Genomic DNA, 20919 nt, shown 5'->3' with positions numbered 1-20919 from the left:
GGTGGTCGGCTTCCTGCTCCGGGGGCTTGCGGGGTTCAGGCGAGGTGGTACGGGGCGGGGGCGGGGACCTTGGCGTCGAGGGTGGCGGCGGCGTGGCGGGCCCAGTAGGGGTTGCGGAGCAGTTCGCGGCCGATCAGGACGGCGTCGGCGCGGCCTTCGGTGAGGATGGCCTGGGCCTGGGCGGGGTCGGTGATCAGGCCGACGGCGGCGACCGGCAGGTCGGTCCCGCGGCGCACGGCCTCGGCGAAGGGCACCTGGAAGCCGGGCCCGGCCTCGATGCGGGCGTCGGGGACGATGCCGCCGGTGGAGACGTCGAGCAGGTCGACGCCGTGGGCCTGGAGCTCCTTGGCGAGGCGGACGGTGTCCTGCGAGGTCCACCCCTCCCGGCCGTCCTGCGGGTTCTCGGTGATCCAGTCGGTCGCGGAGATACGGAAGAAGACCGGCAGGTCCTCGGGCCACACCGAGCGGACGGCGTCGACGACCTCCAGTGCGAAGCGGACGCGCCCCTCGAAGGAGCCGCCGTAGCCGTCGGTGCGGTGGTTGGCCGCCGGGGAGAGGAACTCGTGGACCAGGTAGCCGTGGGCGCCGTGGATCTCGGCGACCTGGAAGCCGGCGTCGAGCGCGCGCCGGGCGGCGTCGGCGAACTGCCGGACGATCGTGCCGATCTGTTCCTCGGTCAGCTCGTCCGGCGTGGTGTGGGCGGGGGAGAAGGCCTCGGCGCTGGGGCCGACCGGGGTCCAGCCGTGCTCCTCGCCCGGGGTGACGGGCCGCCCGCGGTCGACCCAGGTGCGCTCGGTGGATCCCTTGCGGCCGGCGTGGGCGAGCTGGATCGCCGGGACGGTGCCCTGGCTCTTCAGGAAGTCGGTGATCCGGCGGAAGGCCGCGACCTGCTCGTCGTTCCAGATGCCGAGGTCGTACGGGGTGATGCGCCCCTCGGGGCTGACCGCGGTGGCCTCGGTGATGATCAGCCCGGTGCCGCCGGCGGCGCGGGCCGCGAGGTGGGCGAAGTGCCAGTCGGTCGGGACGCCGGCCGCGTCCCCGTCCGGGACGGCGCTGTACTGGCACATCGCCGGCATCCAGATCCGGTTGGGGACGGTCAGGGACCGCAGGGTGAACGGGTCGAAGAGGGAGGTGCTCATGTCGGACTCCCGATGGGGTCGGCGCCAGCGCGAAGAGGAGAGCATGCAACTTTTGCAGCTGCACTTACATTCGCAAACAATAATTGCGTGTGCAGATATCTGCAAGGGTGCTCCGTCAGCGCGCCCTCCCACCTGCGAGAGCCCAAGCTGATGACCGTCTTCACCGCCACCCTGGACCGCGAGCCCGTCCCCGCCGCCGAACGCGCCGACCTGGCCTGACAGGGCGAGGTGGCGGTGCCCGGGGCCGGTGGAAAACCCGTTGGCCCCGGCCCGCCGGGCCCGCGATACTCGCCCACCGGCGCCGCCTCAACCGTCCCCGGCGCCGGGACAGGGGAGTGCATGGAGGTCTTCGAGTGCGGGCGGTGCGGACACGCGCTGACCGCGCCGCTGTCGCGGGTCCCGTACCCCGTCTACGCGGGCTTCTCCTACGGCAACGGCCACCCCATGCCCGTCCTGATGGAATCGGGCACCTACGCCGTCGACGAGCACCCCGCCAGGCCGGCCCGCTCGATCGTGATCGCCCCCGGGGACGCCTACGGCACCGTCCTCGTCCAGCGGAGCGAACCCGGCGCCTGCTGCGGCATCGACGGCCGCAACGGCCCGAACGTCACCTGCGCCGGCTGCGGCGGAAAGGTGGCGACCCGGCTCGACGCCTGCTCCCTGTGGCAGGCCACCTGGCTGGAGCCGGACGCGGTACGCCCCGTCCCCGCGGGCCCCGCCCGTCCGGCCACCGACTGGGCGGCGCTCACCCGGTGGTGGTGCGCCACCGAGCCGTCGGACCCAACGGGGCGCTGGGACCCGCGCTGGGAGATGGAGTCGGCCGTGACGCTCGCCCACCTGGTCGCCGCCGCGGACGGCTCGCCCGTCACCCTCCCCGACGGCCCCCTCGCGGACGTCTTCCGCGGCCCCCTCGCCGCCGCCTTCCGCGCCCCGTACAGCCGGCTGCTCCCGCCGGGACACTCGGCCGGGCGCGCGGCCGAGCGGCCGGTGAAGCGGGCGGCCCTGGCCGGACCGGGTCTGCTCCTGCCCGACCCCCTCCCGGACATCGCGGTGGTGCCGCGGCACCCGCAGACCGGCGAGCCCTGGCCCGCACCCGTGGGCGTGGCCGTCGCGCCGCTCGCCGTCGGTTTCTGGACGCACCTCGCCCATCACGGCAGACGCCTGGTCACCCCCGTCACCGGCCGACTGCCCGCCGGCGTCGAACGCGACGACCCCCTCACGCCCCATCCCTACGGCTCGGGCATCGAGTGGGGGGCTTACCGCGCCACCCTGGAACGTTTGTGGGAAGCGGGGGTTGGCCCCTGGTGAGGTCGGGTGGTGGCGCGGGGCGCCCGCTGCCCGAGGTGTGTGGGGCGGCGGGCCGAGGGTGGTGGATTCGGCGGCCGGGTACGGGAGTTGGCACCCCGGGACGCCGGACGGCGCCGCCCGGGAGGACCGGGCGGCGCCGTCGGTGTCGTGCGCGCAGGCCGTCAGCGCGGGCAGTCAGCCGGCCGTCAGCGCGCCGTCTGCGGGACGCGCTGGCTCGGGACGGCGCCCCGGGCGGCGCGCGGCGCACCCGCGGCACCCGCGGCCGCGCCGGCGGCAGCGGCGGGCGATGCGCCGAGGGCGGTGCCCCGGGTCTCCTCGGCCCACATGACGCAGACCAGCAGCCCGAGGGCCGTGGTCCCGGCCGCGATCAGCATGGTCGGGCCGGTGCCCAGCCCGGTCAGCGACAGCGGCAGCAGGTAGGTGCCGACGGCCGCGCCGATCCGGCTGACCGAGGTGGCGACGCCCACCGCGGTGGCCCGGATCTCGGTCGGGAACAGCTCGTTGGGGTACGTCCAGTCGAGCACGTTCGGCCCGCCGCACAGGAAGGCGTACGCGCACAGCGCCAGCAGCGCGACGGCGGCCGGGGCGGTGGGCCACACGCCCAGCAGCGCCAGCGGGACGGCCATCAGCGCGAAGGACCAGATGATGACGGGCCGGCGCCCGCGGGTGTCGATCAGGCGCAGCGCCGGGTAGCAGCCGAGCAGGAAGACCAGGCTGATCAGGCCGGTGCCGAGGGTCTCCATCACCGTGCCGCCGGGCATGCCGAAGGAGGAGAGGATCTGCGGGCCGAAGGTGAGCATCGCGAACAGCGGGCCGACCTGGCACAGGAAGAACAGGCCGCAGAACAGGGTGCGGCGCCGGTAGGGCTGGGTCATCAGCAGGCGCAGCCCGACGGGGCGGCCGCGCTCGGCCGGGTCGGGCATCAGTTCCCGGCCGTCCACGCGCACGCCCAGGTGCTTCTCGACCACGCGCACCGCGTCACCGACCCGCCCGTTGGCGGCCAGCCAGCGCGGCGACTCCGGGGAGCCGCGCCGGATCACCAGGAACACCACGCACAGCACCGTGGAGCTCGCCAGCATCCACCGCCAGCTGCCCGGCCCGGCCAGCTCCAGGAAGAGGTAGCCCACCACGTAGGCGAGCACGGAGCCGGCGTACCAGGCGATGATCTGCTTGCCGAGCAGCCGGCCGCGGTGCTTGGTGGGCAGCCACTCGGCGAGCAGCGAGGTGGCGATGGGGTAGTCGGCGGCCACGGCCATGCCGAGCACGAAGCGCAGCACGGTGATCGCCCACACCGCGTCCACCCAGAAGGAGAGCACCGAGCAGACGACCATCACGAGCAGGTCGGCGGTGTACATCACCTCCCGGCCGATCTTGTCGGTCAGCACGCCGAAGAGCGCGCCGCCGACGAACATTCCGACCAGGGCGGCGGCGCCGATCAGGCTGACCTCGGCGGTGGACAGCCCGAGGTCCGGGCGCATCCCGATCAGGGCGACGCCGACGATGCTCAGGATGTAGCCGTCGAGCAGGGGTCCGCCTGAGCAGGCGAGGGCCAGCCTGCGGTGGAACGCGGTATACGGGGCGTTGTCGATGGTCTGGGACATGTGCTTGGGGTCCTCCGGAGCGTACGGCACGCGACCGCGCACCGTGCGCCGGGTAGACGGCAGGGGAAGACGCCGCCCACGTCGGACGGCGCCATCGCCCGGTCACAACGGGCGACCGTCCACGGTTGCCCGGCCCTCGCGGGCCCGCCACCGGGCCGAAGGTCGAGGGGATTCACGACCAAGGTCCCGAAGCGGACAGGCCCTTCGCCCGTGCCGGATCGCCGCCCGCCCAGTCCTGCCGGGACGAGGCACCGCCGCGCGCCCCGAACGCGCACCGGGCGTGACCCTCGTCACTCGAAGCCCCCAACAGGCCTGGGAATGTGGCCCATTGCACACCTGGGCGGTTCCCGTCCGTACGGGTGTGACCCCGCTGCGTCACCCCGGGAGCGCTCACGCGCGCCCCGCCGTCGGCTCCAGGTCAGCTCCCCGTCAGGACACCGCCCGTCGTCAGGAGGTCAGCCCGAGCCGGGCGAGGCCCGAGTCCAGCGCCGCCTCCAGGTGGTCGGTGGAGCCGGTGGTCATGAGAATCAGCACCCCGCCCTGGATCCCGGCCAGCAGCGCCGCCGCCTCCCGCTCGGCGTCCAGCCCGGCGGCGGCCACTTTGCTGCCCTGGAGATGGCGCACGCCCGCGGCGAGCTGGCGCTGCCACTGCCCCAGCAGCTCGGCGGCCACCGTCCGGCCCGCGCCGGTGGCGGTGCCCAGCTGGGACAGCGCCACGTGCAGCGGGCAGCTGACGCCCTGGGCGCGGTAGCGGGCGAGGACCTTCTCGCGCCACTGCCACCAGGCCTCCCGGGAGGTGAGGGAGCCCAGTTCCGGCTGCTGGTCGTCGAGGACCCGGGCCGCCTCGAAGCGGGCCACGGCCAGCAGCAGCTCGTCCTTCCCACCGGGGAAGTAGTGGAACAGCTGGCTCTTGCTGGTGGCGGTGCGGGCCATCACGTCCTCCAGACGCAGCGCGAACACGCCCTCCGCGCGGATCTCCTGCGCGGCGCCCTCGATGATGCGCTGCCTGGTCGCGGCGCCCTTGCGGGTCGGCGGGACGTGCCCCTCCGGCGTGTTCACGGCGTCCACGGCGGTCACGGCGTTCACGAGCGGGTTCGCGAGCGCGTTCACGGCAGCAGGACCAGCTTGCCGGTGGTGCGCCGGGACTCCAGGTCCGCGTGCGCCCGGGCGGCCTCGGCCAGCGGGTAGCGGCCGGTGACCCGCGGGGTGAGCCCGCCCGCCAGGACGAGGTCGAACAGCTCGCCGGCGCGCCGTACCAGCGCCTCGCGGGTGGGGACGTGGTGGTGCACCACCGGGTACGTCAGCAGGATGCTGTTCGGCAGGTCGGTGGGCCGCAGCTCGGGCACGCCCATGAAGGGGCCGTAGTAGGCGTGCACCCCGTGCGGGCGCAGGGCCAGCTGGGAGGAGTGGAAGGTGTCGGCGCCGCCGCCGTCGTAGACGACGTCGGCCCCGCGCCCGCCGGTCAGCTCCCTGATGCGGTCCTCGAAGCCGCCGCCGGAGTGGACCAGCACGTGGTCGGCGCCGGCCTCCTTCGCGACGGCGGCCTTCTCCTCGCGGGAGACCAGGCCGATGACGTCGCCGCCGCGCGCCTTGACCAGCTGGGTGAGCAGCCGGCCGACGCCGCCCGCCGCCGCGTGCACCACCGCGGTGTCGCCCGGGGCGATCGGGTAGGTCTCGGTGCTCAGGTGGCTCGCGGTCAGGCCCTGCATCAGCAGGCCGCCCGCGACCTCGTCCGGCACCCCGTCGGGCACCTTGACCAGCGAGGCGGCCGGGACCGCGAGCAACTCGGCGTAGCTGCCCGGGTGGTAGAACCAGGCCACCCGGTCGCCGACGGCCAGGCCGTCCACCCCCGCGTCGAGGGCGGCGACGTAGCCCATGCCCTCGGCGCCGAGCACCGCCGGCGCCGCCCAGCCCGGGCCGCCCTCGGCGCGGGCGCCGACGTCCATGAAGTTGACGCCGGCCGCGCCCAGGCGCACCAGCGCCTCGCCGGGGCCGGGGACCGGGTCCGGCAGCTCGGTCCAGCGCATGACCTCGGGGCCGCCGTGCTCCTCGATCCGGATCGCGTGCATGGGCTGACACCTTTCTGTACGGGCTCGTTCGGGGGAGGGTGAACAGCACGGTAGGCAGCCGAAAATGGACCCACAAGTCCAGAAAGCCGTACGGCGGTCGGGCAGTTGCCCGTCACCCCGCCGCCAGCGGCACGGCGACGTCCGCGACGTGCTCCTCCGGCCCGGCGGTCGCCCAGTTCGGGTAGTACACCTCCCGGTTCGGCCCGCCCCGCCGGTACCCGCGGGCGGCGACCCAGGCGCCCACCGCGTCGTGGGCGGCGGCCATCGCGGCGAAGCCCCGCCGGGGCAGGGCGGTGTACGCCTCGCGGTGCGCGGCCTCGATGCGCACCCCGAACGGGCCGTGCGGGCCGACGGCGTTCGGGGTGGGGGCGCAGACCTCGACCAGGGCGTCGCAGTCCTCGCCCACCAGGCCGTGGAACACCGCGAACAGCGGCCCGGACAGGCACGCGTCGACCTCCCGCAGCCGCCCGAGCAGCGACTCGCCGGCCTCGGCGAGGAAGCCGGGCAGCGCGGCGGCGTCCACGTGCCGCCGGACGAACAGGACGTGCTGCTCGGGCACGTCGCGCTCGGCGATCTCGAACATGGTGGTGCTCCTTCCGGTCAGAACCTCTCGGGCGTAGCCCACCGCCTCCCGGCGGGCCGCGTGCTCGGCCTCCCGCTCCCGCCAGTACGCCAGCAGCGCCCGCTCGGCCGCGCCCGCGCCCGCGCCTGGGCCCTCGGCGGCGTCGCCGTCGACGTCCAGTACCGACGGGATCCGCGCCAGCGGCAGCCCGGCGGCGCGCAGCAGCGCGATGCGCCGGGCCCGCTCGACCTGCGCCGGGCCGTAGCGGCGCACCCCGGTGCGCGGGTCGACCAGGGCGGGCGGCAACAGCCCCCGCGCGCCGTAGAGCCGCAGGGCCTTGAGGCTGAGCCTGGTCCTGGCGGCGAGTTCACCGATGGTGATCATGTCCTCCTGCACGCCCGCCACTGTGCCCCCTGCCCCAGGGGCAGGGGCAAACCCGCGCCCCCTTCGTGGCGGTACGTCAGCTTTCCCGCCGGATCCGGCAGCCTGTTCGCGGCGTCGAGCGGGACGGTTCACCAGGCCGTGGACCGCAGGTCGTCCGTGCACGGTTGACTTCCCGCGGCCCGGGAGGACCCGCCCCCGGGCCGCACCGTCCGCGGGCGAACGACGACACACCCGGCGCCCCGCCCGCCGCCGTACGAGGAGAACCCCGCATGCCACCCCCACCCGCACCCGCCCGCACCGACGCCCGCACCCGCACCCGCCGTGCCCTGGGCGCACTCGCCCTGGCCGCCGCCCTGGCCGGCCTCGCCACCCCTGCCTGGGCCGCCCCTGCCTGGGCCGCCCCCGCCCCGGCCCCAACGACGGCCGGCACGGCGGCCGGCACCCGGCCCCACGCCACCGACCCCGCCCTGGCCCTGGACCGCCCCGGCGAGTCCGTGGTCACCCGCCGCGAGGTCACCCCCATCGCCCCCGGCCTGACCATGACCGCCTTCGACCGCCTCGCCGCCGCCGGCTGGATCCGCGGCAAGGTCCTCGTCGCCGACCTGGACACCGAGGGCCTGAGCGTCGACTACCTGTCCTCCGGCAAGGTGACCACCCGCCGGACCGTCACCGACATGGCCCGCGGCGCCGGAGCCGTCGCCGCGATCAACGGCGACTACTTCGACATGAACGCCTCCGAAGCCCCCCTCGGGGTCGGCGTCTCCCGCGAGGACGGCCTCATCCACGCCCCCGTCGAGGGCTGGAACCAGGCCGTCACCGTCGGCACCGACGGCCTCGCCCGGATGGCCCAGGTCTTCCTGGAGGGCCACGCGAACCTGCCCGCCGGCCGCGAGCTGACCCTCGACGGCGTCAACACCTACGGCCTGCCCGCCGACGGCGTCGGCGTCTTCACCCCCGCCTGGGGCGACGCCACCCGCACCCACGTCGCCGACGGCTCCGCCGACGTCGCCGAGGTCGAACTGCGCGACGGCAAGGTCACCGCCGTACGGGACCGACTCGGCGCCGCCGTCCCCGAGGGCGCCACCGTCCTGGTCGGCCGCGAGGCCGGCGCCCGCGCCCTGCGCGACCTCAGGCCCGGCGACCAGGTCACCGTCGGCTACCGCCCCCGCGCCTCCTTCGGCGAGGTCGCCGTCGCCGTCGGCGGCTACCAGGTCCTCGTCGCCGACGGCGTCGCCCAGCGCTCCGGCGAGAACGACGCCAACCAGCCCAACGCCCGCACCGCCGTCGGCTTCTCCGCCGACAACCGGCGCCTGTACCTCGTCACCGTCGACGGCCGCCAGGCCGACAGCCCCGGCATCAACCTCCCCGACCTCGCCGTCCTGATGCGCGACATGGGCGCCCACAACGCGCTCAACATGGACGGCGGCGGCTCCGCCGCCATGGCCGCCCGCCTGCCCGGCGCCCAGCAGGCCGGCACCGTCAGCCACCCCTCCGACAACGGCGGGGAACGCGCCGTCGCCAACGGCCTCGGCCTGTTCTCCACCCCCGGCACCGGCACCACCAAGGGCTTCCGGCTGCGCCCGGCCGAACCCGTGGACACCGCCGCCCGCGTCTTCCCCGGCCTGCGCCGCACCGTGCGCGCCCTGCCCCACGACGAGGCCTACGGCGCCGTCACCGCCCCGGCGCCCGCCACCACCTGGTCCACCGCGACCGGCGACAAGGTCGGCGTCGAGGGCCGAGGCCTGGACGCCGTCGTCACCGGCCGCGCCTCCGGCCCCGCCGAGGTCGCCGTCACCGCCCAGGGCGCCCAGAAGTCCGCGCTGGCACTGACCGTGCTCGGCCCCGCCGTGCGCATCACCGCCGGCGCCGAGCCGATCGCCCTCGACAGCACCGGCGCCACCGCCCGCCTCACCGTCACCGGCCACGACGCCCTCGGCCACACCGCACCCGTCGAGGCCGCCGACATCAAGGTCACCGGCGGCGACGGCGTCGTCGAGACGAGCGCCGCCCCCGACGGCACCATCGCCCTCAAGGCCCTCGCCGACGGCAAGTCCGCCACCCTCAAGCTCACCGTCGGCCCGCTCGAGAGCGCCGTCGCCGTCACCGTCGGCATGACCGAGAAGCCCGTCGCCGACTTCTCCGACGCCGCCGCCTGGAAATCCGGCAACGACCGCGCCCCCGGCGGCTCGGTGGCCCCCGCCCCCGGCCCCGACGGCACCCACGGCCTGCGCCTGGCCTACGACTTCACCCACTCCACCGGCACCCGCGGCCAGTACGCCATCGCCCCCGAGGGCATCGTGCTCCCCGGCCAGCCCCGCGCCCTCACCCTGTGGATCGAGGGCGACGGCAACGGCGCCTGGCCGCGCATCCAGTACCGCACCGCCGCCGGCGTCACCGCCAACCTCGACGCCCCGACGGTCACCTGGACCGGCTGGCGCAAGGTCGAGTTCCCCGTCCCCGCGGGCGTCCAGTACCCGCTCACCGTCCAGCGCTTCCGCCTGATGGAAACCAGCGCCGCCCGCTCCTACACCGGCGCCCTCACCCTCGCCGACCTGCGCGCCAAGGTCGCCCCCGACGTCGAACTGCCCGCCCAGCCACGCGTCACCGACCCCGTCGTGCTCACCCACGGCACCGTCGACCACCGCCCGCTGCGCGTCGCCGTCATGTCCGACGCCCAGTTCGTCGCCCGCAACCCCGACAGCGACATCGTCCAGGCCGCCCGCCGCACCCTGCGCGACATCGCCGCCGCCAAACCCGAACTGCTCGTCATCGACGGCGACTTCGTCGACGAGGCCGCCCCCGCCGACTTCGCCCTCGCCCGCACCCTCCTCGACGAGTTCGACCAGCTCACCGGCCACAGCATCCCCTGGCACTACGTGCCCGGCAACCACGAGGTCATGGGCCCCGGCACCATCGACAACTTCAAGGCCGCCTTCGGCGACACCACCCAGGTCTTCGACGTCAAGGGCACCCGCTTCGTCACCCTCGACAGCTCCCTCGGCACCCTGCGCGCCGGCGGCTTCGACCAGATCGCCACCCTGCGCTCCGCCCTCGACGGCGCCGCCCAGGACCCGTCCGTCACCGGCCTGCTGCTCTTCGAACACCACCCCACCCGCGACCCCCTGCCCGACCAGGGCAGCCAACTCGGCGACCGCAAGGAAGCCGCCCTCGTCGAACAGTGGCTCGCCGACCTCCGCACCCGCGGCAAGTCCGCCGCCATGGTCACCGGCCACGTCGGCGCCTTCCACGCCCAGAGCATCGACGGCGTCCCGCACCTGATCAACGGCAACTCCGGCAAGGGCCCCGCCGCCGAACCCGACCGCGGCGGCTTCACCGGCTGGACGATGCTCGGCATCGACCCCGCCGCCGGCCGCGCCACCGACCCCTACGCCGTCGCCGACGACACCACCGCCTGGCTGCGCGCCGAAGTCCACGCCCGCGCCGACACCGTCGACCTCAAGGCCCCCACCGCACTCGGCCTGCTCGAAACCGCCCCCGTGACCGCCACCTTCACCCAGGACGGCGAACGCACCGTACCCGTCGCCTGGCCCGTCACCGCCCAGTGGGGCGGCACCAGCGTCCACATCGGCACCGCCGCGAGCGCCCCGCGCACCGCCGTCGCCGCCTACGACCCCGCCACCGCCACCCTGACCGGGCTGCGCCCCGGCACCGGGACACTGAGCGTCACCGTCGGCGGGGTGACGGCCGAACAGCCGCTCACCGTCGGCCCGGCGCCGGTCTGCACCACCACCGTGCGCGGCAAGCACTCCTCGCTCGCCGTCACCTCGGGCGTCACCTGCCTCCAGGGCGCGAGCATCGACGGCCCGGTCCTGGTCCGGCCCGGCGCGTCCCTGGTGGCCGTCGACTCCACCGTGGCCGGCCCGCTCTCCGCCCGCGGCGCGGGCACCCTGCTGCTGAGCGACACCACCGTGGGCGGCCCGGTCGCCGTCAGTGGCACCACCGGCAGCACGGCACTCCTGCGCACCACGGTCGCCGGCCCGCTGCACCTCGCCCTCAACCGGGGCGCCACCCTGCTGGCCGGCACCACCGTGCGCGGCCCGCTGGACTGCTCCGGCAACACCCCGGCCCCGGTCGACGGCGGCCTCGCCAACACCGTCGGCGGCCCGAAGGGCGGCCAGTGCGCCAAACTGTGACGAACCATCGGCAATGACCGCAGGCCCGGACCGTCCACGGTCCGGGCCTGCGGGCCGCTGATGGCCGGAGTTGAGCGTGATTCCTATGATGGTCAGTCAGTAAGTCGTTATGTCGGTGTCATGATCCTCGGAGTGTGCCACGGGCCCAGGGCACGCCCGGGGGACCGGGCCCGCCCCCGGATCCGCTCCGGTCCTCGGCATCGGTTCCTCGATTCCTCGGTTCCTCGATTCAGGGAGAAGCATGCGCGGCACCGTGCTCGCCGACCGCTACCGGCTGGTGGACTGGCTGGGCGGCGGGTCGATGGGCGACGTGTGGCTCGCCGAGGACGAGGTCCTCGGCCGCCGGGTGGCGGTCAAGGTGGTGAAGCCCGCGCTGCTGGACGAACCCGGCTTCGCCGAGCGCTTCCACGCCGAGGCCCGCGTCATGGCGCAGCTGCGGCACCCGGGCATCGTCGGCGTGTACGACTACGGGCACGACGGCGGGTTCGGCGAGGGGCGCGGCGGCGGGCACGGCGAGGGGTACTCGGGCACGGCCGGGCGGCGCCCGGTCGGCTACCTGGTCATGGAACTGATCGACGGCCAGCCGCTGAGCGCCGTCCTGGAACACCGCGGCGCCCTGCCGGCGGCGCAGGCCCTGCGGATGGCCCTGCAGGTGCTGGAGGCGCTGGAGGCCGCGCACGAGTCCGGAGTGGTCCACCGGGACATCAAACCGGCCAACCTGATGGTCCGCGGCGACCGGACGGTGATCGCGGACTTCGGCATCGCCCGGCCCGCCTGCGACGCCCGGCTCACCGTCCCGGGGATGGTGCTGGGCACCGCCGCCTACCAGGCACCGGAACAGGCCTCCACCGGGACGGTCACCGCCTCCGCCGACCTCTACGCGCTCGGCGTGGTCCTCTACGAGTGCCTGGCCGGCCACCTCCCGTACGAGGGGGAGACCGCCCTCGAAGTGATCCTCAAGCACCTGACGGAGCCCGTGCCGCCGCTGCCCGGGGACGTGCCCGCACCGGTGTGGGCGCTGGTCGAGCGGGCGATGGCCAAGGAGCCCGGCGAGCGCTGGCCGGACGCGGCGACGATGGCCACGGCGGTGCGGCGCGCCCTCGCGGCGGTCGAGGGGGCGGTCGAGGGGGCGGTCGAGGGGAGGCCCGCGCCCGCGCCGGTCCCGGACCGGACCCCGACCCAGACCTCCGCCCACACCCGGACCCGGACCCGGCCGGCCGTGGCGCGCGCGCCACGGGCCGGACGCCGCCTGCGGACGCTGGCCGGGCTGACGGCGCTGACGCTGCTCTGCGTGGCCGGGGCCGCCGGGGCCACGGTGGTGCGGCCCGGCCGGGCGCCGCACGGCGCCGTCGCCCAGCCGGCGGTGCCGGAGCCGGTCGCGCTGGTGGAGGCGGCCCGCCCGAGCGCCCAGCAGGCGGCGGCCCCCGTACCGTCGGCCGGAGAGGGCCAGAGCCCCGCACCCGCCGCCGGGCCCGAAACGCCCCCCGGGTCGCCCCTTGCCGCCCTGCCTGCCCCGCTTGCCGCGCCGCCAGCCGCCCTGCCCGCCGCCCCGGCTCCCGCCGTACCCGGCTGGAGCCCCGCCCCGCCTCCGGCCGCACCCGCCGCCGGTCAGAACCCCGTTCCGCCCGCGCCGAGCCCCTCCGCCCCGGACCGGCCCGCCACCGGCGAACCGGCCACGCCCACCGCGACCGGAACCGGGACGCCGCTGCCGTCCGCGCCGCCCACGACGCCGCCGAGGCCGCAGCTGCCCCCCGTGGCGCTGATCGCCGGCGCCAACGGCGCGTTGGACAACTACAACTCCGCGGACCAGGACGGCAACGTGGTCGGCACCTACTTCGTCAACGGCACGGCGGCGCAGCAGTGGCGACTGGACAAGGTCGCCGAGGGGATGTACTACCTGCGCAACGCCTCCAGCAACTTCACCAAGGTGCTGGACCAGGACCGCACGAGCAACCTGATGCAGATCTGGTCGAGCCCGCCGGCCGGCTGGAACCAGGTCTGGGACATCGAGCCGGTCCAGGGCGGCTACCGGATCTTCAACGTCGGCACCCGGCTGTGCCTGACGTCCGTGGGAATCGGCGTGGCGGCCCACGGGGCGGACTGCACCGGCGGCCAGAGCCAGGTGTGGACGATCAGCTGAGCCGCCGATGAGTCACCTGAGCCGCCGCTGAGCCCCCGGCCGCCGACCGGGCCTGCGGCGGGTCACGCCGGAAGCCAGGACGGCCACTGCCGGCGCGGCCGCACGACGGGCCCGCCGGGGCCGATCAGGGCGCGCAGCCGGTTGGCCTCGGGGGAGCCGATGGAGGCCAGGATGTCGTAGGCCTCCGACCGGCGCGCCAGGGCCTCGTCCGGTGCGGTGCCGCGCTCGGCGAGCGCGTCGCCGAGCGCCGCCAGCGCCAGCCCCCGCCCCCGGCGGTCGCCGTCGAGGGTCAGCACCTCGACCGCCCGCCCGGCCGCCGCCACCGCCTCCTCGCCGCGGCCCACGGCGCGCAGCGACTCGGTGAGCCGCAGCAACGTACGGCCCGTACGGCGCCGGTCGTCCGGCCGCAGCAGGGACAGGGCGTTGCGGTGGTGGCGCAGGGCCTGCTCGAACTCGCCGCGGTCGTGGGCGATCGTCCCCAGCGAGTCCAGGGCGAGCGCCTGCAGCTCGTAGTCGGCGAGCCGGTGGCAGATCAGCAGGGACTGGTCGACCACGCGCACCGCCGCGTCGTACCGGCCGAGTTCGGTGAACGCGCCCGCCAGGTTGAGCAGTTCGGCCGCCACCGAGCGCTGGTCGCCGAGCCGCTCCCAGACCGAGATCGCCGCGGTGAAGCCGCCGAGCGCGTCGCCCGGCCGGCCGACCTGGACGAACAGGGCGCCCAGCGCGGCGTGGGCCAGGGCGAGCAGCGGCCCCGGCAGGCCGTGGGCGGTGCACAGGTCGCGGGTCCTGAACAGCTCGGCGAGGGCGGCGGGCTCGGAGCCGACCTCGGTCAGCAGCCGTCCGAGCACCAGCCGGGCCCTGACCTCGGCCGTCCGGTCGCCCGCCCGGACGGCGGCCTGGAGCAGGACCTTGGCCGCGTGCCCGAGCGGCCGGGTGGCCTGCCCGGTCTCGCACAACAGGCTGCAGCCGAGCAGCAGTTCGGCCGCCAGGTCGAGCCGGGGCGGTTCCGCGAGCCCGGCGTACTGGCCGACCAGCGCGCCGACGCCCTGGTAGTCGACGCCGCCGGGCGGGGCCACCGCGCGGGGGCCGGCGCCGGCCCCCGCCTCGGGCAGGGCGGCGCGGGCCGCGGACAGGCCGAGCGCCGCGAGGGTCTCCGCGTGCTGACGGGCCACCAGGCGGGTGAGCACGGCCGCCGGGCGGTCCTCCTCGCCTCGCACCCGCGCGTCCGCCCGCCCGTCCTCCTCGCCCCGCACCTGCCCGTCCGCCTCCGCCTTCGCCTCCGCCTCCGGGGCGAGCCGCTGGGCGAAGGAGCGCAGCAGGTCGTGGTACCGGTAGCGGTCCGGCGGCGCCGTCTCCAGCATCGAGCAGTCGACCAGCGACTCGGCCAGCTCCTCGGCCTCGTGCTCGGGCAGGCCGAGCACCGCCGCGACCGCGCCCGGCGACAGGTCGGGCACCTCCGGCAGCGCCAACAGCCGGAAGGCGCGGGCCTGTTCGGGCGTCAGCTGGTCGTAGCCGAAGCGGAACGCCGGCTCGACGGCGAGGTCCCCGGCGCGCAGCACGTCCAGCCGGCGGAGGTTCCCGGACAGCTTGTCGAGCAGCCGCTCCATGGCCCAGCCCGGCCGGCAGGCCAGGCGCGCGGCGAGGATGCGCACCGCCAGCGGGAGATGGCCGCAGAGCCGGACGAGTTCCGCCGCCGTGTCCTGCTCGGCCCGCAGCCGCTGCTCGCCGATCACCTGGCCGAGCAGGCCGAGGGCCTCCCGCGGGGCGAAGGCGGTCAGCTCGACGACCTGCGCGTTGGGCAGCGAACCGAGCCGGGCCCGGCTGGTGACGAGCACGGCGCAGCCGGGCCGCCCGGGCAGCAGCGGCCTGATCTGCTCGGCGTCCCGGGCGTTGTCGAGGACGACCAGCACGCGCCGCTCGGAGAGCAGCGAGCGGAACTGGGCGGAGCGTTCGGCGAGCCCGGAGGCCAGCCCGTCGGCCGGCACGCCGAGGGAGCGCAGGAAGACGCCCAGCACCTCCTCGGGCCGGGTCGGGCGGCCGTCGGCCCCGTGCAGGTCGAGGTAGAGCTGGCCGTCGGGGAAGTCGGCGGCCAGCCCGTGCGCGACGTGCACGGCCAGCGCCGTCTTGCCCACCCCGCCCAGACCCGCCACGACCGCCACGGGCACGGTGCGGGGGGCGAGCAGGACGGCCCGCAGCGCCTCGCTCTGCGCCTCGCGGCCGGTGAAGTCGGCGAGGTCGGCCGGGACCTGGGTCGGCCGCACCGGCGCCCGGTACGGCGGGCGGGGCGCGGCCGCGCTGGCTGTGCCGGTGCCGGTGGCGCCGGTGGCGCCGGTGGTGGCGGCGGGCCGGGGCGGCGCGGGCGCCAGGAGGGCGGCGTCGGCCGCCAGGATCCGGCGCTGCAGCTCGCGCAGACCGGGCCCGGCGCTGACGCCGAGCTGCTCGCGCAGCCGCCGGTCCGTCGCGCGGTACGCGCCCAGGGCCTCGGCCTGCCGGCCGGTGCGGTAGAGGGCGAGCATCAGCAGTTCGCAGAACCGTTCCCGCAGCGGGTGTTCGGCCGTGACCGCGGTCAGTTCGGCGACGACCTCGCCGGACGGCCCGGCCTCGACCTCGGCCTCCAGGCACGACTCCAGGACGGTCACCCGGCGTTCGGCCCACTCCCCGCGCTGCCGCTCCGCGTACGGGCCGGGCAGCGCGGCCATCGGCTCGCCCTGCCACAGGGCCAGCACCGAGCGGAGCACGGCGGCGGCGCGGGCGTGCTCCCCGGCGGCGCGCAGCGCCTTCGCCTCGCCGACGAGCTCCTCGAAGCGGTGGGTGTCCAGCGCCCCGGCGTCCACCGCGAGCAGGTAGCCGCCGCTGAGCGTGCTCGGCGCCTCCGGCCCCAGGACGCGGCGCAGGCGGTGGACGTACGTGCGGATCACGGCGGACGGCTTGGCGGGCGGCTCCTCGCCCCACAGGTCGTCGACGAGCTGACCGGTCGACACGGGGTGGTTGGCCCTCAGCAGCAGCGCGAGCAGCAGGCTCCGCTGCTGCGGCGAGCCCAGCGCCAGCTCACCGCCGTCCCGCCACCCCCGCAGCGGCCCCAGCACCGCGAACCGTAAACCACCCACCGGCCGTCCCCCTCCACCCGCAAAAATCCCCCGGGGCATTTTACCGGCCGCATCACCCCTGGTCAGGGCGGCGCACCCGGGTCGGACCCGCGGCTTGTCCATCACCTGTCAACAAGCTGTCGACCGTTCGTCGACCATCTGTCGACGGGCGCCGCCGAGTCTTCCGGCAGGAGACCGCACCGACGCGGTCCCAGAGCGAGAGGAACACCCGATGGCACAGCGGAAGTCCCTGGTCCGAGCGACCCTGGCCGCGGCCGGCGTCGCCGCCGCGCTGTTCACGGCCGCCGCCCCGGCCGGCGCGGCCACCGCGCAGCAGCAGCCCACGCAGGAGCAGACCCAGGAGCAGACGCAGCTGCTGAGCGCGGCGCGCAGCACCGAGGTCCTGGTCGTCAACTGGACCGGCTGCGAACTGCGCCTGCAGAACAACTGGCTGGACCACGGCATCTGGACGAAGGCCCCGGACCCCATCATCACCGACGGGAGCACCGCACGCTGGCAGTCCGAGAGCAACGGCTTCATGACCGGCACCGAGGGCCACGTCATCTACGACGCGGCCAACTGCGGCAACCCCGACCTCAACGGCAAGCGCGTCCAGCTCCACTGGAACAACCCGTACGTCGGCAGCAACGGCTACGACACCGCGGGTTCCGACCCGAAGTTCGGGTTCGCGCAGAGCGGCGGCAGCGGCAACAACGCCGCCGTGTACTGGACGATCAGGGGCCTGTGACCGCCGCGCCCCTGAGCGCTGGGCCCCTCACCGGCGGCCCCTGACCGCCGGGCGCCCGGCCGGGACTTCCTCCCCCGGCCGGGCGCCCGCGCCCGTTCGGCGACGCCGTCAGGTCACTCGGCAGGCAGCAGCGCGGCGACCTCCGCCAGGACGCGCGCCGCCGGCGCCGGGTCCACCAGCCACTTCAGGTGGCTGCCGGCGAGGGTGCGGACGTCGTACGGGTTCTCCGGCGTCAGCTCGTCGCCCTCGCGGATCATCCGGTCCTGCATGGCGAGCGGTATGCCGGCGTCCTCGGTCAGCCGCACGTACGTCCGGGGGATCCGCCCCCAGGTGTCGGCCTGCGCCCGGTCCCCGGGCGTGCCGGTGTCGAGGTTCTCGTCGGGCTGGAAGGTGTTGAGGACGGCCAGGAACTCGTCGTCCGTCCCGTCGGCGAGGAAGGCCGCCTTGAACGCCGCGAGGACGGAGGGGTCGGCGGTACGGAAGTTGGAGCGCAGCAGCCCCAGTTCGGCCGGGTTGCCGACCATCGCCGACAGCATTCCCGAGGCGTCGACCGTGGCCATCTCGGGCTCGGCGTAGTAGGCGCCGACCTCGAGGTCGACGGGGCACCAGGAGGAGACGTAGACGATGCGGTCGATCAGGTCGGGCCGCCGGTTGGCCGCGACGGTCGCCGTCAGACCGCCGCGGCTGTGGGAGACCAGGACGACCGGCCCGTTGCGCTTGGCCCGCTCGAGTATCCCCACGAGGTGCGCGACGTTGTCGGCGAGCGTGACGCCCTTGATGGCCCCGGGCGCGGCGGCGAGCCCCTCGAGGTCCTGCGGCGCCTGGTAGGCGCGCGGGTACGTCGCGGCGAACCCGTGCCCGGGCAGGTCGACGGCGACGGAACGGTGCCCCAGGAGGCCGAGTTCGGCCTGGAGCGGCGCGAAGGAGAAGGAGTTCGCGAAAGCTCCGTGGACCAGTACGAACGTCGGTTGCATGTGTGTGCTCACTTTCTGACCTGTGCTCAGTGAAGATCATCGCACTGCCCGCATGGACCCGTCTCGGCCATTCGTGTCGCCGGTGGATACAACCGATCACGACTTCGGCATGCTGACCGCAACGTTGTTCGAGACGCGACGAGGGAGAAGGCCATGCGACGGATTGCGGCTCTGGGTACGGGTGCGGCACTGCTGGTGGCGGCCGGGGTGATGGCGGCGCCGGGGGCGTCGGCGACCTCGTACTGCAGCACCACCCAGGGCACGAACTGGGGATCGGTGAGCTGCCAGACCACCGCCACGAAGAACCACTGGCAGCTGGTGCTGGTCTGCAACAACGACAACGTCAAGGGCAACCAGACGACGGTCATCGGCTCCTGGCGCATGGGCAACGGCAGCGACACCCTGTACTGCCCGACCGGCTACAGCGCGGCGTACACCAAGGTCAACAACGACAACTGACCTGTAGGGCAGGGAAGTCGGCCCCCGCCGCCCGGTGGGGGCCGACGTCCGTACGTGCCGCGCATTCACTCTTCCGGCCTATAGGGCAAGGTGGTTCGAGCCCGATACATTTCCTGTACCGGGACGTTTCCCCACGAACCCCACACCACGGCCCGCCCATCCGACGGCGCGTGAGCCGACGTACGGCCCCGGCCCAAAGACCCGCGTCCGGCGGAGCGCCGCCGAAGAACCCGCACCCGGGCCTGTTCGGCCGTCCGGCACCCACCTTCGCCGTCCGGCACCCACCGTTTCACTCGGGGAGGAACCATGAACGCCGCCGCCAACTGGAACGACATCCTGGTCCGGGACAACTTCCGCGACATGGGACAGACCCCCACGTCCGACCCCGTCTGGGAATCCCCGGACATCATCCCGTTCGGCAGCGACATCCTCGACTTCGGCCTGCTGGAGTCCAGCTACGGCGGCCCCGACCTCGGCATCAGCCACCCCATCGTGCAGGGACGGCTCAACCGCATCTACGTCCGGGGAAAGAACCTGAGGACCGGGTGCCCCACCTCCGGCGACGTCAGGCTCTACTACGCGCCCGGCGGGCTGCTCCTGGACCCGCGCGCGTGGACCCCGATCAACGCCGAAGGCGGCGGCACCACCGTGCCGTTCACCGTCCGCGGCGGCAGCAGGGAGATCCCTCCCAGGCAGATCTGCGTCAGCAGGTCCGCCTTCCTCTGGCCGAGCCAGAACCCGCCCGGCCACTACTGCACGATCACCACCGTGGACACCCCCGCCCACCCCATGTCCGCGACGCTGCCCACCTTCAGCTCGCTCGTCGACTACCTGAACTGGGTCCGGTACAACCCCAACGTCGGCTGGCGCAACATCGACGTCATCCCGTGCCGGCAGACCAACTACGTCCTCTCCGACCTGGCCGTCAGCAACCTGGACAACACCCCGGAGCGGATCGTCTTCGGGATCTCCGGCACCGACCTGCCCGACGGCACCGCGACCTTCTCCAACACCGACCAGCAGGCCCCGTTCAGCGTGACGGCGCCGGTCTACTCGCCCGGCAGCGACGAGGGGTACTCGCGTGCGGTCACCCTGCCCGCCAACTACTCCGGCACGGTCACGGTCGTGATCCAGTTCGACCAGCCGCTCCCGTGTGACGCCCGGATCGTGCTGCGGGCCTACAAGGTGGTGAACACCACCGCCGGAGCGCTCGAACGGCGACTCGCCGTCCCCCTCACCGGCGTGCCCGGGCTCCAGGACTTCCTGTTCCTCGAAATGGGCGCGTACACCTTCGTCGCCGCCGAGAGCGGTACGTGACGACGCCGCAGACGCCCGCCCCGGGCTCCGGGCCGATGCGGGCGACCGGGGGGAGTGGCCGCCACCCGGCTGGTCACTCTGCGTCAACACCCCCACTCCGACGGCCGGTTGCCGCAGGTGGGCCGCGTGCGACCGCGCCCGTTCGGCTGACCCCGGGGTGATACGCCCGATGCGGTCTTTCACCCGCGAAGGGCAAGGGGCCCCGGCCTCGCCCGGTCCGGCGGCACCGGCGGCGTCCAGGATGTTCGTGGACGTCCCAGGAATCGCCTGCGACCGATCGAGCGAAAGAGAAGACGACATGACGAAGACCGGAAAGATCGCACTGGCCGTCGCCGCGGCGGGCCTGTTCACCGGCGCCCTCACCGCCACCGCGCCCGCGGCCTCCGCCCAGCCCACGGAGTTCACCACGTTGGTGTCGTCGGAGAAGTACGGGAACTTCCTGCACCCGGGCCCCGGCGACGACGTCACCCTCGGCGACTCCAGCGAGTGGACCTTCCAGGAGGTGGCCCCCGGCACCTACGAGATCCGGGCAGCCAACCGGCCGGGCGCCCCGTGCATCACGTCCTTCGGCCAAGGGGACGCCGTGAAGCTGGCCGAGTGCGGTTTCCCGTTCGGCAACCAGACCTGGAAGCTGCAGCCCGCGAAGCCGGGCCAGACCGAGCCCGTCCTCATCGAGGCCGCGGGCCACCCGGGTGAGGTCCTCGAGCCGCACGGCGTCGGGGAGAAGGTCACCCTGGAGCCGCTGAACGGCGACGTCGCCCAGCAGTGGAAGGTCTACGGCCGGTAGGAGAAGCAACCCGCCCGCGGGGAACGAGCCTGCGCACCCGGCGGGCTCGTTCCCGCTTTCCGGTGAAGGCCGGGGTGCGCAGGAAGTCGGCGGGGTGACTCTGCTGGCGAAGTATTTGATCTGGGTCAGGCCGCTGCTGTGATGGCGTGTTGGGTGCAGAGTGTGTGGATGCGGGTGGGGTGGCGGTCTGG

15 protein-coding genes are annotated in these 20919 nt (G+C 74.8%); 8 read left to right on the top strand and 7 right to left on the bottom strand.

Going from position 1 to position 20919, the window contains the following annotated elements:
• Window positions 1–35 precede the first annotated feature (35 nt).
• Window positions 36–1139 carry an NADH:flavin oxidoreductase/NADH oxidase gene (locus tag ACGF0D_RS37070; RefSeq protein WP_392923985.1) on the bottom strand — a complete coding sequence of 368 codons (1104 nt, stop codon included), beginning with the start codon at window positions 1137–1139 and terminating at the stop codon, window positions 36–38.
• 87 nt (window positions 1140–1226) lie between these two features.
• Here ACGF0D_RS37070 and ACGF0D_RS37065 point away from each other — a divergent pair, with 87 nt between their 5' ends.
• Window positions 1227–1358, top strand: a complete 132-nt coding sequence (locus tag ACGF0D_RS37065) for a hypothetical protein (protein ID WP_392923982.1) — start codon at window positions 1227–1229, stop codon at window positions 1356–1358.
• Between the two features lie 120 nt (window positions 1359–1478).
• Window positions 1479–2447: a hypothetical protein gene (locus ACGF0D_RS37060; RefSeq protein ID WP_392923979.1), complete on the top strand. Its 969-nt coding sequence runs from the start codon at window positions 1479–1481 to the stop codon at window positions 2445–2447.
• Between the two features lie 185 nt (window positions 2448–2632).
• Here ACGF0D_RS37060 and ACGF0D_RS37055 read toward each other — a convergent pair whose 3' ends face one another.
• The 4 genes from ACGF0D_RS37055 to ACGF0D_RS37040 all read right to left on the bottom strand — a co-directional run bounded on the left by ACGF0D_RS37055 (window position 2633) and on the right by ACGF0D_RS37040 (window position 7075).
• Window positions 2633–4048, bottom strand: coding sequence for an MFS transporter (locus ACGF0D_RS37055; protein WP_392923976.1), 1416 nt, complete (start codon window positions 4046–4048; stop codon window positions 2633–2635).
• A gap of 447 nt (window positions 4049–4495) precedes the next feature.
• A complete protein-coding gene (locus ACGF0D_RS37050; protein ID WP_392924055.1) occupies window positions 4496–5107 on the bottom strand; it encodes a TetR/AcrR family transcriptional regulator in 612 nt (203 codons plus the stop codon).
• Window positions 5108–5154: 47 nt separating this feature from the next.
• Window positions 5155–6117: a quinone oxidoreductase family protein gene (locus ACGF0D_RS37045; protein WP_392923974.1), complete on the bottom strand. Its 963-nt coding sequence runs from the start codon at window positions 6115–6117 to the stop codon at window positions 5155–5157.
• Window positions 6118–6229: 112 nt separating this feature from the next.
• Window positions 6230–7075 (bottom strand): MerR family transcriptional regulator, encoded by an 846-nt coding sequence (locus ACGF0D_RS37040; protein WP_392923971.1) that lies wholly within the window; start codon window positions 7073–7075, stop codon window positions 6230–6232.
• 257 nt (window positions 7076–7332) lie between these two features.
• Here ACGF0D_RS37040 and ACGF0D_RS37035 point away from each other — a divergent pair, with 257 nt between their 5' ends.
• Window positions 7333–11217 carry a phosphodiester glycosidase family protein gene (locus tag ACGF0D_RS37035; protein WP_392923968.1) on the top strand — a complete coding sequence of 1295 codons (3885 nt, stop codon included), beginning with the start codon at window positions 7333–7335 and terminating at the stop codon, window positions 11215–11217.
• 241 nt (window positions 11218–11458) lie between these two features.
• On the top strand, window positions 11459–13357 hold the full coding sequence (locus ACGF0D_RS37030; RefSeq protein WP_392923965.1) for a protein kinase: 1899 nt from the start codon (window positions 11459–11461) through the stop codon (window positions 13355–13357).
• 62 nt (window positions 13358–13419) lie between these two features.
• Here the strand turns inward: ACGF0D_RS37030 and ACGF0D_RS37025 are convergent, their stop codons facing one another.
• Window positions 13420–16464 (bottom strand): BTAD domain-containing putative transcriptional regulator, encoded by a 3045-nt coding sequence (locus tag ACGF0D_RS37025; RefSeq protein ID WP_392923962.1) that lies wholly within the window; start codon window positions 16462–16464, stop codon window positions 13420–13422.
• 211 nt (window positions 16465–16675) lie between these two features.
• Between ACGF0D_RS37025 and ACGF0D_RS37020 the strand changes: the two genes are divergently transcribed.
• Complete coding sequence (locus tag ACGF0D_RS37020) at window positions 16676–17191, top strand: aegerolysin family protein (RefSeq protein ID WP_392879627.1); 516 nt, start codon at window positions 16676–16678, stop codon at window positions 17189–17191.
• Window positions 17192–17304: 113 nt separating this feature from the next.
• On the opposite strand, the gene ACGF0D_RS37015 is transcribed toward ACGF0D_RS37020, so the two are convergent.
• Window positions 17305–18165, bottom strand: a complete 861-nt coding sequence (locus tag ACGF0D_RS37015) for an alpha/beta fold hydrolase (RefSeq protein ID WP_392923959.1) — start codon at window positions 18163–18165, stop codon at window positions 17305–17307.
• Window positions 18166–18318: 153 nt separating this feature from the next.
• On the opposite strand from ACGF0D_RS37015, the gene ACGF0D_RS37010 reads away from it, so the two are divergent.
• From ACGF0D_RS37010 to ACGF0D_RS37000, 3 genes are all read left to right on the top strand, one after another.
• Complete coding sequence (locus tag ACGF0D_RS37010) at window positions 18319–18624, top strand: hypothetical protein (protein ID WP_392923956.1); 306 nt, start codon at window positions 18319–18321, stop codon at window positions 18622–18624.
• A 306-nt stretch (window positions 18625–18930) separates the two neighbouring features.
• Window positions 18931–19941 (top strand): hypothetical protein, encoded by a 1011-nt coding sequence (locus ACGF0D_RS37005; RefSeq protein ID WP_392923953.1) that lies wholly within the window; start codon window positions 18931–18933, stop codon window positions 19939–19941.
• Between the two features lie 298 nt (window positions 19942–20239).
• Window positions 20240–20728 carry an RICIN domain-containing protein gene (locus tag ACGF0D_RS37000; protein ID WP_392879638.1) on the top strand — a complete coding sequence of 163 codons (489 nt, stop codon included), beginning with the start codon at window positions 20240–20242 and terminating at the stop codon, window positions 20726–20728.
• Window positions 20729–20919 lie beyond the last annotated feature (191 nt).

This window comes from Kitasatospora sp. NPDC048298 (assembly GCF_043201465.1).
Classification (GTDB): domain Bacteria; phylum Actinomycetota; class Actinomycetes; order Streptomycetales; family Streptomycetaceae; genus Kitasatospora.
This window is presented reverse-complemented; position numbering and strand designations above follow the sequence as displayed.

Coding starts and splice junctions, on each gene's coding strand:
- ACGF0D_RS37035 (WP_392923968.1), top strand. CDS start 7,333: ATGCCACCCCCACCCGCACCCGCCCGCACCGACGCCCGCACCCGCACC.
- ACGF0D_RS37055 (WP_392923976.1), bottom strand. CDS start 4,048: ATGTCCCAGACCATCGACAACGCCCCGTATACCGCGTTCCACCGCAGG.
- ACGF0D_RS37045 (WP_392923974.1), bottom strand. CDS start 6,117: ATGCACGCGATCCGGATCGAGGAGCACGGCGGCCCCGAGGTCATGCGC.
- ACGF0D_RS37015 (WP_392923959.1), bottom strand. CDS start 18,165: ATGCAACCGACGTTCGTACTGGTCCACGGAGCTTTCGCGAACTCCTTC.
- ACGF0D_RS37060 (WP_392923979.1), top strand. CDS start 1,479: ATGGAGGTCTTCGAGTGCGGGCGGTGCGGACACGCGCTGACCGCGCCG.
- ACGF0D_RS37020 (WP_392879627.1), top strand. CDS start 16,676: ATGGCACAGCGGAAGTCCCTGGTCCGAGCGACCCTGGCCGCGGCCGGC.
- ACGF0D_RS37070 (WP_392923985.1), bottom strand. CDS start 1,139: ATGAGCACCTCCCTCTTCGACCCGTTCACCCTGCGGTCCCTGACCGTC.
- ACGF0D_RS37005 (WP_392923953.1), top strand. CDS start 18,931: ATGAACGCCGCCGCCAACTGGAACGACATCCTGGTCCGGGACAACTTC.
- ACGF0D_RS37030 (WP_392923965.1), top strand. CDS start 11,459: ATGCGCGGCACCGTGCTCGCCGACCGCTACCGGCTGGTGGACTGGCTG.
- ACGF0D_RS37000 (WP_392879638.1), top strand. CDS start 20,240: ATGACGAAGACCGGAAAGATCGCACTGGCCGTCGCCGCGGCGGGCCTG.
- ACGF0D_RS37010 (WP_392923956.1), top strand. CDS start 18,319: ATGCGACGGATTGCGGCTCTGGGTACGGGTGCGGCACTGCTGGTGGCG.